Origin of the sequence: Streptomyces sp. NPDC058086 (assembly GCF_042885015.1) — a bacterium.
GTDB lineage: Bacteria > Actinomycetota > Actinomycetes > Streptomycetales > Streptomycetaceae > Streptomyces.
On record NZ_JBHVST010000188.1, the window covers coordinates 1 to 11,890 of the forward strand.

An 11,890-nucleotide genomic window follows, 5' to 3' on the forward strand; every position below is an offset into this window, starting at 1 on the left:
CTCCCGCACCTGCCCCGCATGCGGGCACACCGCGAAGGAGAACCGGCCCACACAGGAGAAATTCCACTGCGTCGCCTGCGGCCACCACGCGCACGTCGACACAGTGGCAGCCACCAATGTTCTACGGGCCGGGCTGGCCCGTCGCAACGCCAACCCGGCATAGCGAGAAGCCCCCGGCTTCAGCGGGGGAGGAGTCACGGAGCACGTGCTGCTGCTGGCCACCCTCGAAGGTCTGTCCAGCTCGTTCGTCACTCAGGCCCTGGAATGGCCGGACCTGCGCTGGCCGCTGCGAGACCCGTTGTCGGGCTCCGCCCACGTACAGATGGTTCTTCGCCTCGGCTACGAGCCCGAGGGCCCCGGCACACCACGCCGACCGGTACCGGAGGTACTCGCCATCCAGCCCTGAAGGTCGGCTCGGCACTCGACGTCCACGACACCTTCCATGGCTCGGACGAGGCACGGGTCATGGCCCGGACGAGGCACGCGGCGTTCAGCGCCAGACACTTCGGTCTTCGGACGGTCCATCCCGCTCGGTCTGCCGTTCCATTCCCTTCAGGACCTGAGCGGCCCACCGCCGCCGGACCGAGTCCTCATGCTCGCTCTGCTCCAGAGCGAGGTCGACGTGAGCCAGTGCCTCCTGCAGGCGCGGGATCCAATGGCGCCGGAGCGCGCGGACCCGCCGGCTCGTGCTCGCCACCTCCGCGCCGACGATGCGGGCGGCCGCCCGTGCGCAGGCGTGGTCGGCGGCGGCCCGTACCGCTTGCCGGTAGGCGGCCTCGGCGTGGACCAGGGCGGTGTTGCCCGGTGTGGCTGCGCTCGGCGGGCGTGTGGGGACCGTGCACGAGATCCCTGAGGGGCGGCGCACCCCCATGGACGCGGTCCAGCGGACGGTGACGTCCGCCGGAGCGAGACCGGTCGCCGCCGAGTGCAGGGCGTGCTCCCCGCTCAGGACGAGCCCGCGCGACAACCAGGTCTCGGCCTCCCCCAGCCGCTCCCGCCAGGCGGCCGAGCAGGCCTCCTCGGCCTGTACGAGACGCTGGTGTTCCGTGCGCAGGATACGAAGCTTCTTCTCCAGCAGGTCGGCTCCGCGCGCGGCGACGGCCAGGCGGTGCAGCAGATGCTGCCGCCCGGCACGCCCGGGCGGAGTACGGATGGGGGCCACCGCGTTCACCCCCGGTCCGCGCCGTGCGCGTCCAGCAGCGCGGACGGCAGCATGGCGAGCTGACTGCGGGGCAGGGTGAGCAGCACCCGCCAGGCGCTTTCCAACGTCTCGTCGAGGGTCCGCAGTTCGTCGCGCCGCTGGTCCACGAAGCGCCGCAGGAATGCCTCGTCGAAGTCGAGGTACCGGCGGTCGGCCGGGCTCAGCGCGGTCTGCCCGACCAGGTCGGCGAACTCACGTACCTGCCGGGCGCGCGCCAGGGCGGCGAGCATCTGCGCGGCGACATCGAGGTGGTCGGGCCGGGTACGGCCGGGACCAGCGCCCTTGCGCATCAGGCGGGAGAGCGAGGACAGGGCGTCCACGGGTGGATAGACGCCCTGCGCGTGCGTCTCGCGGGACAGCACGATCTGCCCCTCTGTGATGTAACCGGTGAGGTCGGGGACCGGATGGGTGATGTCACCGGCGGGCATGGTGAGCACCGGGAGGACAGTGACGGAGCCGGGCCGGCCGCGGATGCGTCCGCAGCGCTCGTAGAGGGAGGCGAGGTCGCTGTAGAGATAGCCGGGGTAGGCGCGGCGGGCGGGGATCTCGCCGCGTGCCGCGGAGACTTCGCGCAGTGCCTCGGCGTAGCTGGTCATGTCGGTCATGACCACGAGCACGTGTCTGCCCATGTCGAAGGCGAGGTGTTCCGCGACCGTGAGCGCGATCCTGGGGGTGAGGATCCGTTCGATGACCGGGTCGTCGGCGGTGTTGAGCAGTAGTACCAGTTCTTCGGCGGCGGACCGCTGTTCCAGGGCGTCGCGGACGAAGGACGCGTCCGCGTGGGTGAGTCCCATTCCGGCGAAGACGACGCTGAAGGCCTCTCCGGCCGCCGTGGACTGGGCCGCGATCTGCGCGGCCAGCTCCAGGTGCGGCAGGCCCGCGACGGAGAACACCGGCAGCTTCTGGCCTCGTACGAGGGTGGTCAGCGCGTCCACGGCTCCGACGCCCGTGAGCACCGGGTCCGCCGGCGGTTCACGCCGCACCGGGTTGATCGGATTCCCGCCCACCGCCGCGGTGGAGGCCCCGAAGACCGGCGGCCCGCCGTCGATCGGTTCACCACGGCCGTTGCAGACCCGGCCCAGCCAGCCGGAACCGACCGGGATGCGCAGCGGCCCTCCGGCGAAAGCCATCGTGACCCGCGCCGGATCCATGCCTGTGGTGTCCTCCAGGACCTGCACCACGGCGAGTCCGCGGTCCACCTCCAGTACGAGGCCGTGCCGCTGCTCCCCGGAGTCGAGCGTGATCCGGACGAACTCGTCCCAGCCGACCCCGGTCACCCCGTCGACGACGGCGAGCGGGCCGCGCAGTTCGCGGATCGCCGTGTATTCGACCTCGCTCCAGCCGGTCACGCCTTCTCCCCTTCCACCCCGTCTTCCTCCCCGTCCGTCGCCGTCCCGTGAAGCGCGGTGAGCCCGGTGAGCGTGGCGAGCATGGTCTTCCGTCGAGTCGCCACGACCGCGGCGTCGTTCGGTCCGGCGTCCTCGCGGGCGCGCACCAAGGGTCCGAAGTCCGCCTCCTCCACGACCGCGGCGGGCACGCCGGCGTCGACGAGCTCTCGGCACCGGTCGACGACCGCGAGCACCGCCTCGACGAGCGCCGCGCTCTTGTCCGCACCGCAGTAGGAGTCCTGAGCGGACAGCGCGCTCTGTTGGAGGACGCCCTCACGCATCAGCCGTCCGGCGAGCACGCTGACCCGCTCCTGGTCGGGAAGCGCGGTGATGCCGATCAGGTCGACGAGGTCGGCCAGCCGGTCTGCCTCGGCCAGCAGACCGGCGGCCCTGGCACGCCGGGAGGACCAGTCGGCGTCGTCGGCCGCCGTGTGGCCCGGGGCGAGGATCTGCGCGTCGCGCGAGAAGGATCCCGCCCAGGACACCGCCGGGTAATGGCGGGCGTAGGCGAGTTCACGGTCGAGGGTCCACAGGCAGCGTACGAACCGTTCGGTGTGGGCGGTGACCGGTTCGGTCATGTCGCCGCCGGGCGGGGAGACTGCGCCGATCACGGTCACCGAACCCCGGGCACCGCCGAGCGTGGTCACCGCACCGGCCCGTTCGTAGAAGGCGGCGATCGCCGAGGCCAGGCCCGCCGGATACCCCTCTTCAGCGGGCAGCGCGCCGGTGCGGGAGGCGAACTCGCGCAGCGCCTCGGCCCAGCGGGAGGTCGAGTCGGCGATGACCACGACGTCGAGTCCCATGTCGCGGAAGTACTCGGCGACTGAGGCGCCGGTGTAGATGCTCGCCTCGCGGGCCATCATCGGCATGTTCGAGGTGTTGGCGATGGTCACCGTGCGATCGGCGAGTCGGCCTCCGGTCCTTGGGTCCTCCAGCGCGGCCAGTTCGGTGATGACGTCGGCCATCTCGTTGCCGCGCTCTCCGCAGCCGATGTAGACGATGACGTCGGCGTCGCACCATTTGGCGATCTGCTGCAGCAGCAGCGTCTTGCCGGTTCCGAAGCCACCGGGCACGGCGACGGTACTGCCCCGGGCCACGGGAAACAGCAGGTCGATCGCGCGCTGGCCGGTGTTCAGCGGCTGCTCCGCACTGAGGCGTTCACGAACCGGGCGCGGACGGCGGATGGGCCAGTCCTCGGTGATCCGCACCTCGGTGCCTCCGACGACGGCCACGACCGCGTCCTCGGGAAAAGCGTCCTCGGGGACGATCCGCTCCACCACGCCGCAGGCACCGGGCGGTACGAGAGTCCGTAGGCGCACCGGCCCGGTTCCCCGGATCTCGCCCAGGGTCTCGCCCTCCGACACCCGTTCCCCTGCGGCCACCCGGGGAGTGAACCGCCACCGGCGCCCTCCGTCCTCGGTCGCGCCGGCACCGGGAAGGAGCCAGTCGCCACCGCCGGACAGCGGGCGCAGCAGACCGTCGAAGATCCCGCCGAGCAGACCGGGGCCGAGGCGGGCGGCCAGCGGCATGCCCCGGGGACGGGCGCTGTGCCCGGGGGCCAGGCCGCCGGTGTACTCGTACGCCTGGACCGTGACCACGCCCCCTTCGATCGCCACCACCTCGCCGGGCAGCCCGGCTTCGCCGAGGGAGACGACGTCGTACATGGCGGTACCGGCCGCGTACTCCATTTCGACCAGGGGGCCGGCCACCCGCAGGACGCGGCAGGGTCGCTCCGGGCCGCTGCCGGGGGTGACGGTGGCCGCGTCGGTCGCGCCCTTCACGGTGCCCACAGTGTCTCCGTCTCCGCGCCGAGCCGGTCCAGGGCACGGGCGGCCAGGGCATCCAGGGTGCAGTCGGCCCGGCGGCCCGGCGCCCGGGCCACGATGCCTCCCAAGGGGTGCTCGGCGACCTCGCAGTCCGGTCCGAGGAGCTGCCGGGCACGTCGGGCCAGCCGGTCGCGCATGGCCGGGTAGTCAGGCCTGTGCCGCAGTCCACCGACGCGTTCCGCGGTGCTGCGGCCCAGTTCCTCGTAGGCCTGCCGCCGGATGTCGAGTTCGCGGGCCCGGATGGTCCTGCGAACCCGGGTGAGCTCCGCGGCACGGCCTTGAGCCGCGTCGGCCTCGCCCTGCCGACGGGCGTCCTCAAGGATCGCGGCGGCCTGGGCCCGGGCGCCCTCCAGCAGTGCTTCCGTCTCCTGGTCCGCGCGGGCGAGCAGTTCCTCCGCGTCCGCGCGGGCCGAGCGCAGCAGCCGCTCCCGCACCGGTTCGAGGGCGGAGTCCGCGGCGTGGGCCGGGGGCTTCATACCGGCAGCACCGGCAGTACCGCTGTGAGCGTTCGGGCGCCGTCCAGCAGCGCAGGGCCGAGGGTGTCGGCGGCGGCCGGGGTGACGATCACCAGGGCGACATCCCGCGGCAGGTCCTGCCATGCCCGGTGTACGGACTCCGGTTCCTCGGCGACCAGGACGGTCACACCGGCCAGGGCCAGTCCCGCCACCCGGGTCCGCTCTCCGATGGCTGCCACGCGTCCCACGGTCACGCCTTCCCGATGAGGATGATCGCGACGACGAGGCCGTAGATGGCGATGCCCTCCGCGAGTCCGACGATGACCATCGCCCGTCCGAACAGCTCGGGCCGTTCGCTCAGGGCCGCCAGCGCGGCTGCTCCGGTGTAGGCCACCGCGATGGCCGCGCCGATCGACGCCCCGGCCACCGCGATCGCGGCCCCGATCAGGGCCGCCGAGCCGGAACCCGAGGTCTGGGCGGCGGCCTGGCTGCCCGATGCCTGGGCGGGTGCGCCGCTCAGGGTCACGGTCAGCAGCGCCAGTGCGCCGACGAGCAGAGCCGCGTCGGCGGCGACGATCAGCCGGACGGCGGCCCGGCCGCGCCGCTGCAGCAGCAGGCGCGTGCCGAGGAAGGCCGCCGCGACGACGGGCAGGGCGATGAGCCAGGCGATCACGACGCCACCTCCGTGTGCGGTACGGGTGTGTGCGGCACGGGTGTGTGCTGCACGGGAACCTGCCAGGGACGGAACGGGCGGCCCTGGGTCTCGAAGACCCGGGAGAACAGTTCGTAGAACTCCAGCCGCAGCGCCTGCACCCCGGCCACCAACGCCTCCAGCGCGAAGGCGAGGGCATTGCCGACGATGAAGACGAGCACGGCCATGAGCAGTGCCGCCGGTCCCCGGTCGGCCAGCCCTGTCGTGCCGTGCCACACGATCGCGCCCAGCGCGGCGTGGGTGAGCCCGAAGGCCGCCAACCGTGCGAAGGAGACCACGTTCGAGCCGATGCGCATCACGACGTCGAAGAGCTGGACGCCGGTCTGTACGGCCCCGCCGACCCCGCCCGCGGAGGCCGTGAACAGTCCTGAGCCCGCCAGCGCGAGACCGGTGAGCGCGAGCGCGGCGCCCCCCAGCGCGTAGGCCGCGCGGCCCAGGTAGGCACCGCCGACCAGCAAGGCGAGACCGAGGAAGAGCGCAGCACCGGCGATGCCCGACGCGGCATACAGGGCGTTCGCGGGGCCGCCCTCCCGCCAGCGGTTCACGGTCCCCACTCCATACGCCAGCGCCAGGAGTACGGCGCCGAGCGCGACCGCGGCGGCGAGCAGCCGCATCGGCTCGTCGAGCGGGTTCAGCCAGAGCACCGGAAGCACGCCGGTCGGACCGAAGAACTCCCCGTACGCGATGCCCGCCAGCGTGCTGGCCAGCCCGGCTCCGGCGACGAACGGCCACAGCCGCCGCAGCGGCGCGAGCCGGCGGGGACGGCCGAGATACAGCAGCAGGGCGGCGAGGAGCAACAGCGCCCCGTGTCCCGCGTCACCGAACATCACGCCGAACATCACCACGTAGACGATCCCCGCGGGCAGGGTCGGATCGACGTCCGCGTAGGGCACGGTCCCGTAGGTGCGCACCAGCGGGGCGAAGGAGCGACCCACCGGGCCGGTGAAGCGCAGCAGCGTCGGAGGGTCGGTACCGCCGGGGGTCGGCAGCGGCACCAGGACGCCTCCGATATCGGTGAGCCGTGCGGCTGTGGGATGCACCTCGGCGGCGGGGCACCAGCCTGCGAGTGCCGCCACGGTCCCGCGTCGTACCGCGCCGGCGATCCGTTCCTCCAGCTGTGCCTCGCCCGCCAGCAGGTCGGCACGACCGGCCTGTTCCAGAGCGTCGAGGTCCGGCGGGGCCGCGCACAGAACGGCGTCGGCCGACTGGGTGCGCAGTCGCTGAAGGCGACGGACGGCCGGACCCGGTGCCGCGTGCGCCGGGTCGTCGATCCGATCGATCTCGACATTGCCCGCCTCGGCGATGCGGACCAGCGCGTCGCGAAAAGTCGCCTGCGGCGCGACGATCGCGACGCGCTGCATACGGACCGGCCTCGCGACCTCAGGCCGGGGCATCGAGCACCTCCAGCGATCCGCCGCCACGCGCGGCCAGTTCGAGAGCGGCCCGTACCCGCCACGCGTCGGCCGAGAGCACGGCGACAGCGCCCACGACCGGCGAGGAATCGAGGCCGGAGCCGTGGAGCAGCTCAAGGCCGTCCTGCCGCAAGCGCGACCACCACCGGGTCTCCGCCCGCCACAGATCCACGGGGGTGTCGATGCCGTCCACCGCCCAGCGCGCCGCGGCCGGCAGGTGCCGCAGGAACTCGGCGAACGAGGCCGCCCCCACGGCCTTGGAACCCAGTACCCGGGCGGCGCGGTGCGCGGTCGGCAGCGTCAAGGTGCGGTCGGCGAGGAACACTTCGCGGCCCACCAGCAGGGCGGCCCGGCCGGCCGCCCAGAGCGTCGCGGGCGGCACGGCCGCGGCGGTACGCCCGGCGGCGGCGATCCGTATGCCGATGGCGACGGCGGCCGGGGAGTCGCCTCCCGGGTCGCCCCAAGCCGAGCCGGCCATGGCGGCGCGCAGCTCGGCCGGCGAGCCGGTGTGGGACAGCCTCGGCCACGCGGTCGCCAACGCGCCCAGTCCGTAGGGGCGCCGCGCGGGCGGGGAGGGGGTCACGCCCGACAACGCGCGGGCGTGGTCGTCCACGTTGGCGATCTCGAATCCGGAGGCGAGGTACCGGACGGCGGTGGCGCCCGCGCGGGGCTGCCATCCGGCGAGCACCCGCAGATGCCACAGAAGGGTCGCCGACACCGCCCGCTGGGCGTCGGCCAGGTCGGCCTCCGAGCCGAGATCGTGCCCATACGCCGTGGCACCGAGGTACCTCAGCGCGTCGTCGAGTGTCGCCGCGCCGGCCACGTCCTGGGCCCCGGCGCCCAGACACCTGGACAGCATGGCCCTGGACCGCGTCACGCCCGCTACCCAGCCGGCGCCCACGGTGGCGGGCCCCCTTCCTGGCGCTCGTCGTCCGGGGCCGTCAATTCCTCGGCCAGAGCGTTCACGAGACGGTCCACGAGTGCGGGCGTGCGGAGCTCGATCCGGCGCCACAGGGCAGCGGTGTCGAGCGCGGCGGCCGCGAGCAGCTCCGTGGCCTCGGCTTTGGTGGCGCCGCGCACCAGGGCGGCGCTCTGCTCCCGTACGACCGGTGCACGCGCTCGGGCCTGTTCGACGATGTCCTCGGCAGTCCGTTCGGCCGCCCGACGGCGCCGAGCCGCCTCCTCGTCCGCCCGCTCCCGTACGGCCCGCGCCTCAGCCTCGGTCTCTTCCAGGAGCACGAGCGGCGGCTCCAGCTCGGCGGCGAGTTCGGCCGACCGGTCGGCGGGCACTCCTCCCGCGGCGGCCGGACCGGGCAGACCCACCGGCCGGAACCGCATCAGAAAATCCCGGAATCCCGCCACAGCAGCGCTCCTACGAGTCGGTCGCGTCGCTCCCAGTCCAGTGTCCACGTTAGGGAGGAACGCAGCTCGCGGAGTGGGGCCGCCCGTCCCCGGCCCGGGGCCGACCGGCCCTGTGCTCAGCCGTTCCACCGGCATGAGACTGGTCCCGTAGACGGTTCGGCCGAACGCTTCAGGGAGGCTGCCATGAGTGGACTCGAACGTGATTCCGTGGAGCGGCAGGCCCGGAAGGCCGTGCCCGGACTCGGCTGGAGGCCTGGCGAGGAGAACCGTCAGGACCTGATGCTGCGCTATCTCAGCGCCGTGGCCACCACTTCCGCGGCGCGCGCCGGCGAGCAGCCCCCTCACCCGAAGGAGCCGCGACCCACCCTCGGCAAGGACAAGTCGGCCCCCGCCACCCCACGTGTGCGCGAGGTGATGAGCGTGCCGGCCGTCTCCGTACCGGGCGAAACACCCTTCCTGGAGATCGTCCGGACACTGTCCCGTGAGCATCTCGGCGCCGTGCCCGTGGTCGACGCCGACCACCAAGTGATCGGCGTGGTCTCCGAGTCCGACCTGCTGGCCAAGGCGGCGGCGCAAGTGGCGGTCCCTCACCCCGGTCCGATTCGTCGGCTCCGGGAGCACCGCCTGTACGAGAAGGGCCGCGGCGAGACAGCGGCCACCCTCATGACCTCCCCGGCGATCACCGTCGCTCCCGGCACGACAGTGGCCGACGCCGCCTGGCTGGCCGCGCGTTCGCGCCTCAAGCGGCTACCGGTCGTCGATCACAAGGACCGGCTGGTGGGCGTGGTGAGCCGGATCGACCTGGTACGGGCTCTGGTGCGCGACGACACGAAGATCCGCGAGGAGATCGAGACCCGGATCATCCGGCAGGACTTCCTTCTCGATCCCGACACCTTCGAGGTGACCGTGGAGAACGGCGTGGTCAGCGTGAGCGGCGAGGTGGACGGATCGCTCATCCCGAAGCTGCTCGAATCCATCGAAGAGATCGACGACGTGGTCGAGGTCTCCGAACATCTCACGGCGCACTGACCGAGGGCGGCGGCACTCATGAAGGGTTCGTTCCAGATCGGCCGGGTGTTCGGGGTGCCGCTGCGCATGCACTGGAGTGTGCCGCTGCTGGTGGTTCTGATCGCATACGGTCTCGGGCACGACACGCTGCCCGCGTGGCTTCCCGGCCGGTCGACCACCGTGTACGCGTTCATGAGCCTGGCCGGTGCCGTGCTGCTGGTGGCGAGCCTGCTGCTGCACGAGGCCACGCACGCGGCCACCGCCCGCAGGAACAACGTCCCGGTGGAGGACGTGACCCTCTGGGCCATGGGCGGAATGACCCGCACGGGTAAGCCCGGCACCGCCCCGGTGGCGCTGGCGGTGGCCGCGAGCGGACCCGTGACCAGCCTCCTCATCGGTGGCGTCACCCTCGCCGCGGGAGCGGGCCTGCACAGCGTCTCCGGCTGGGCGGTACCTGCGGCCCTCCTCGTCTGGCTGGGCTGGGCCAACCTGCTGCTCGGCATGCTCAACCTGCTGCCCGCCGTGCCGCTCGACGGGGGCCGCGTACTGCACGCCACGCTGTGGTGGCGCACCGGGGAACGCGACCGCGCCGAGCTGGCGGCCGATCGGGGCGGGCAGGTCGTCGGGATGCTGCTGATGGCCGTCGGCTGGCTGGCCTTGCTACGCGGGGCGACCGGCGGTCTGTGGGTGGCCTTCATCGGCCTGTTCATCGCCGTCACCGCCGGCGCCGAACGACAACGGGCCGTCCTCACCACGGCGCTGCACGGAGTGCGGGTGGCCGAGGCCATGTCCAGTCCGGTGACCACCGCATCCGACTGGCTGACCGTGGACCGGTTCATCGACGAGGTCGCGCTTCGAGCCCGGCACTCGGCGATCCCGTTGCTCGACCTGGACGCCCGCCCCACCGGGATCGTCCAGATGCGCACAATCGCCACCGTGCCGACCGACAGCCGGGCGACGGTGCGCGTACGCGACGTGGCCACGCCACTGTCGCAACTCACCCTGGCCGCCCCTGACGAACTGCTCAACGACGTTCTCTCACGGGTACACACGCAGGCCGCGATGCGGATCCTGGTCGTCGACGGCGGGCACCTCGTGGGGATCGTCACCCCGCACGACCTGATGCGACTGCTCCAGCAGCACACGCTGAGCGACGCCACACGGCGCTCCCTCGGTCAGCTGCCGGGGTGACTCAGGGGTGCGGCGCCACCGGCGCGGTGGAGTTCCTCGCCCGGGACCATCGCCACGGGGCAGTACGCATGGTGCAGCACGGCGTGGGCGACATGGCCCAAGGGCGCGCCGATCGTGCGTACCGGGCGACGAGCACCAATGACGAGCAGGTCGGCGTGGGCGGACACGTCGACCAGGGCACCGGCCACGGACGGGGCCCGTACGACGTCGACGGTCACCGTCAGGGTGGGGAATTCGTCCCGCAGAGGTGCGACGAGACGGGCGGTGGCGCTCGCCTGCTCCTCGGCGATCTCCGTGACGTCGTCGAGCATCGGCACCATGCTCCCGGCGTACTCGTAGAACGTGTACGCACTCCACACACGCAGCGACGCCTTGCGCCGACCGGCGGCACGAGCCGCGAAGCGGGCCGCGCCGAGGTCCCTCTCGTCGCGTACGGCGGCCACTACGACACCCGTCAGGACGGGCTCGAGCTCTCCACGCACCACGACGAGCGGAACCGTCGCACGGGCGGCGACCCGGAGTCCGACCGAGCCCAGCAAGAGCGCCGCGAACCCACCGAGCCCACGCGAACCCACGACGATCATTCCGTCCGACCCTGCTTCGCCGAGCAGGGCCCGGGCCGCCGAGTCCCGGCTGAGGGTGGAGGTGACGCCCAGTCCGGGCACCTGACCGACGGCCTGCACGACCGCTTCGTCCAGGATGTCCTGTCCGGCTTCGCGCACCAGCCGGGCCGCGCAGTCGGGCCGGTGCCCGCCCGGACCGTCGAAGGCGGTGGCGTGCACGATGTGCAGGTCTGCGCCCCTGGCAGCGGCTTCGACAGCGGCCCAACGGACCGCGCGTGCGCCGGTATCGGATCCGTCCGCCCCTACGACGATCGCCCCGCGTACGTCAACCATGATCCCTCCTGGGCGCCAGGTCATTCCACCCTGACACCGCCTGCGGCCGGCCGCAGGCTCGCCGAGATCACGCTCCCCGCGGGCGCCGTCATCGCCACGGTCGTCCGCGACGGACAGCCCAACGACACGACCCCCAAGACGTGGCTCCAGCCGGGCGACGAACTCCTCGCCGTCTCCCACGCCGCCACCGAACAGGAGATCCACGCCGCCTTCCAGTGACGGCCGGCTTCTTCGTGTCGCGTACGCATGCCGGAACAATGGTGGTTGGGCAGTCCTGCTCGACGTGGGAGTCGCCTTCGCCGTGGTCACCGCATGGCCCGGATCTCTCCAGTCAACTTGACCCGGTCCTGAAGGACTCCGTTGGGAAATCCGTAAACCGGGTGTGGGCGGGCCTCTATGCGGCCAGGTCAAGTCGGGCCAGATGCGAGGTCCTGGTCTG

15 protein-coding genes are annotated in these 11,890 nt (G+C 72.7%); 5 read left to right on the plus strand and 10 right to left on the minus strand.

Going from position 1 to position 11,890, the window contains the following annotated elements; all coding sequences use genetic code 11:
- Both ACFVWD_RS55550 and ACFVWD_RS55555 read left to right on the plus strand, forming a co-directional pair.
- A partial coding sequence (locus ACFVWD_RS55550; protein ID WP_389606616.1) for a zinc ribbon domain-containing protein occupies positions 1 to 163 on the plus strand: 163 nt, incomplete at its 5' end.
- 42 nt (positions 164 to 205) lie between these two features.
- The gene (locus ACFVWD_RS55555; RefSeq protein WP_389606590.1) at positions 206 to 406 is read left to right on the plus strand and encodes a hypothetical protein; all 201 of its coding nucleotides are present in this window, start codon (positions 206 to 208) and stop codon (positions 404 to 406) included.
- Positions 407 to 490: 84 nt separating this feature from the next.
- On the opposite strand, the gene ACFVWD_RS55560 is transcribed toward ACFVWD_RS55555, so the two are convergent.
- The 9 genes from ACFVWD_RS55560 to ACFVWD_RS55600 are packed head-to-tail and all read right to left on the minus strand — an operon-like array spanning position 491 to position 8,332.
- Entirely contained in the window at positions 491 to 1,162 is a 672-nt protein-coding gene (locus ACFVWD_RS55560; protein ID WP_389606591.1) for a V-type ATP synthase subunit D, read from the minus strand.
- 5 nt (positions 1,163 to 1,167) lie between these two features.
- Entirely contained in the window at positions 1,168 to 2,550 is a 1,383-nt protein-coding gene (locus tag ACFVWD_RS55565) for a V-type ATP synthase subunit B (RefSeq protein WP_389606593.1), read from the minus strand.
- Positions 2,547 to 4,379: a V-type ATP synthase subunit A gene (locus ACFVWD_RS55570; RefSeq protein WP_389606595.1), complete on the minus strand. Its 1,833-nt coding sequence runs from the start codon at positions 4,377 to 4,379 to the stop codon at positions 2,547 to 2,549. Before ACFVWD_RS55570 ends, ACFVWD_RS55565 begins: the two co-directional genes overlap by 4 nt.
- Entirely contained in the window at positions 4,367 to 4,891 is a 525-nt protein-coding gene (locus ACFVWD_RS55575; protein ID WP_389606597.1) for a hypothetical protein, read from the minus strand. Before ACFVWD_RS55575 ends, ACFVWD_RS55570 begins: the two co-directional genes overlap by 13 nt.
- The gene (locus ACFVWD_RS55580) at positions 4,888 to 5,109 is read right to left on the minus strand and encodes a V-type ATP synthase subunit F (RefSeq protein WP_389606599.1); all 222 of its coding nucleotides are present in this window, start codon (positions 5,107 to 5,109) and stop codon (positions 4,888 to 4,890) included. The genes ACFVWD_RS55575 and ACFVWD_RS55580 overlap by 4 nt, the downstream gene beginning before the upstream one ends.
- Before the next feature lie 11 nt (positions 5,110 to 5,120).
- A complete protein-coding gene (locus ACFVWD_RS55585) occupies positions 5,121 to 5,543 on the minus strand; it encodes an ATP synthase subunit C (protein WP_389606601.1) in 423 nt (140 codons plus the stop codon).
- Positions 5,540 to 6,976: a V-type ATPase 116kDa subunit family protein gene (locus ACFVWD_RS55590; protein ID WP_389606603.1), complete on the minus strand. Its 1,437-nt coding sequence runs from the start codon at positions 6,974 to 6,976 to the stop codon at positions 5,540 to 5,542. Before ACFVWD_RS55590 ends, ACFVWD_RS55585 begins: the two co-directional genes overlap by 4 nt.
- Entirely contained in the window at positions 6,963 to 7,853 is an 891-nt protein-coding gene (locus tag ACFVWD_RS55595; protein WP_389606605.1) for a hypothetical protein, read from the minus strand. The genes ACFVWD_RS55590 and ACFVWD_RS55595 overlap by 14 nt, the downstream gene beginning before the upstream one ends.
- Before the next feature lie 23 nt (positions 7,854 to 7,876).
- The gene (locus tag ACFVWD_RS55600; protein ID WP_389606607.1) at positions 7,877 to 8,332 is read right to left on the minus strand and encodes a hypothetical protein; all 456 of its coding nucleotides are present in this window, start codon (positions 8,330 to 8,332) and stop codon (positions 7,877 to 7,879) included.
- A gap of 207 nt (positions 8,333 to 8,539) precedes the next feature.
- Between ACFVWD_RS55600 and ACFVWD_RS55605 the strand changes: the two genes are divergently transcribed.
- Both ACFVWD_RS55605 and ACFVWD_RS55610 read left to right on the plus strand, forming a co-directional pair.
- Entirely contained in the window at positions 8,540 to 9,385 is an 846-nt protein-coding gene (locus ACFVWD_RS55605) for a CBS domain-containing protein (RefSeq protein ID WP_389606609.1), read from the plus strand.
- Positions 9,386 to 9,403: 18 nt separating this feature from the next.
- Positions 9,404 to 10,555 (plus strand): site-2 protease family protein, encoded by a 1,152-nt coding sequence (locus ACFVWD_RS55610; RefSeq protein ID WP_389606611.1) that lies wholly within the window; start codon positions 9,404 to 9,406, stop codon positions 10,553 to 10,555.
- Here ACFVWD_RS55610 and ACFVWD_RS55615 read toward each other — a convergent pair.
- On the minus strand, positions 10,540 to 11,451 hold the full coding sequence (locus ACFVWD_RS55615) for a universal stress protein (protein ID WP_389606613.1): 912 nt from the start codon (positions 11,449 to 11,451) through the stop codon (positions 10,540 to 10,542). The genes ACFVWD_RS55610 and ACFVWD_RS55615 overlap by 16 nt on opposite strands.
- Between ACFVWD_RS55615 and ACFVWD_RS55620 the strand changes: the two genes are divergently transcribed.
- Positions 11,332 to 11,670 carry a TrkA C-terminal domain-containing protein gene (locus ACFVWD_RS55620; RefSeq protein ID WP_389606614.1) on the plus strand — a complete coding sequence of 113 codons (339 nt, stop codon included), beginning with the start codon at positions 11,332 to 11,334 and terminating at the stop codon, positions 11,668 to 11,670. The two genes, ACFVWD_RS55615 and ACFVWD_RS55620, sit on opposite strands and share 120 nt — an antisense overlap.
- Positions 11,671 to 11,890: the final 220 nt, after the last annotated feature.

Excerpts from the sequence above, each read along its gene's own strand:
- ACFVWD_RS55600 (WP_389606607.1), bottom strand. The coding sequence starts at position 8,332 with ATGCGGTTCCGGCCGGTGGGTCTGCCCGGTCCGGCCGCCGCGGGAGGA.
- ACFVWD_RS55615 (WP_389606613.1), bottom strand. The coding sequence starts at position 11,451 with ATGGTTGACGTACGCGGGGCGATCGTCGTAGGGGCGGACGGATCCGAT.
- ACFVWD_RS55610 (WP_389606611.1), top strand. The coding sequence starts at position 9,404 with ATGAAGGGTTCGTTCCAGATCGGCCGGGTGTTCGGGGTGCCGCTGCGC.
- ACFVWD_RS55590 (WP_389606603.1), bottom strand. The coding sequence starts at position 6,976 with ATGCCCCGGCCTGAGGTCGCGAGGCCGGTCCGTATGCAGCGCGTCGCG.
- ACFVWD_RS55595 (WP_389606605.1), bottom strand. The coding sequence starts at position 7,853 with ATGCTGTCCAGGTGTCTGGGCGCCGGGGCCCAGGACGTGGCCGGCGCG.
- ACFVWD_RS55575 (WP_389606597.1), bottom strand. The coding sequence starts at position 4,891 with ATGAAGCCCCCGGCCCACGCCGCGGACTCCGCCCTCGAACCGGTGCGG.
- ACFVWD_RS55605 (WP_389606609.1), top strand. The coding sequence starts at position 8,540 with ATGAGTGGACTCGAACGTGATTCCGTGGAGCGGCAGGCCCGGAAGGCC.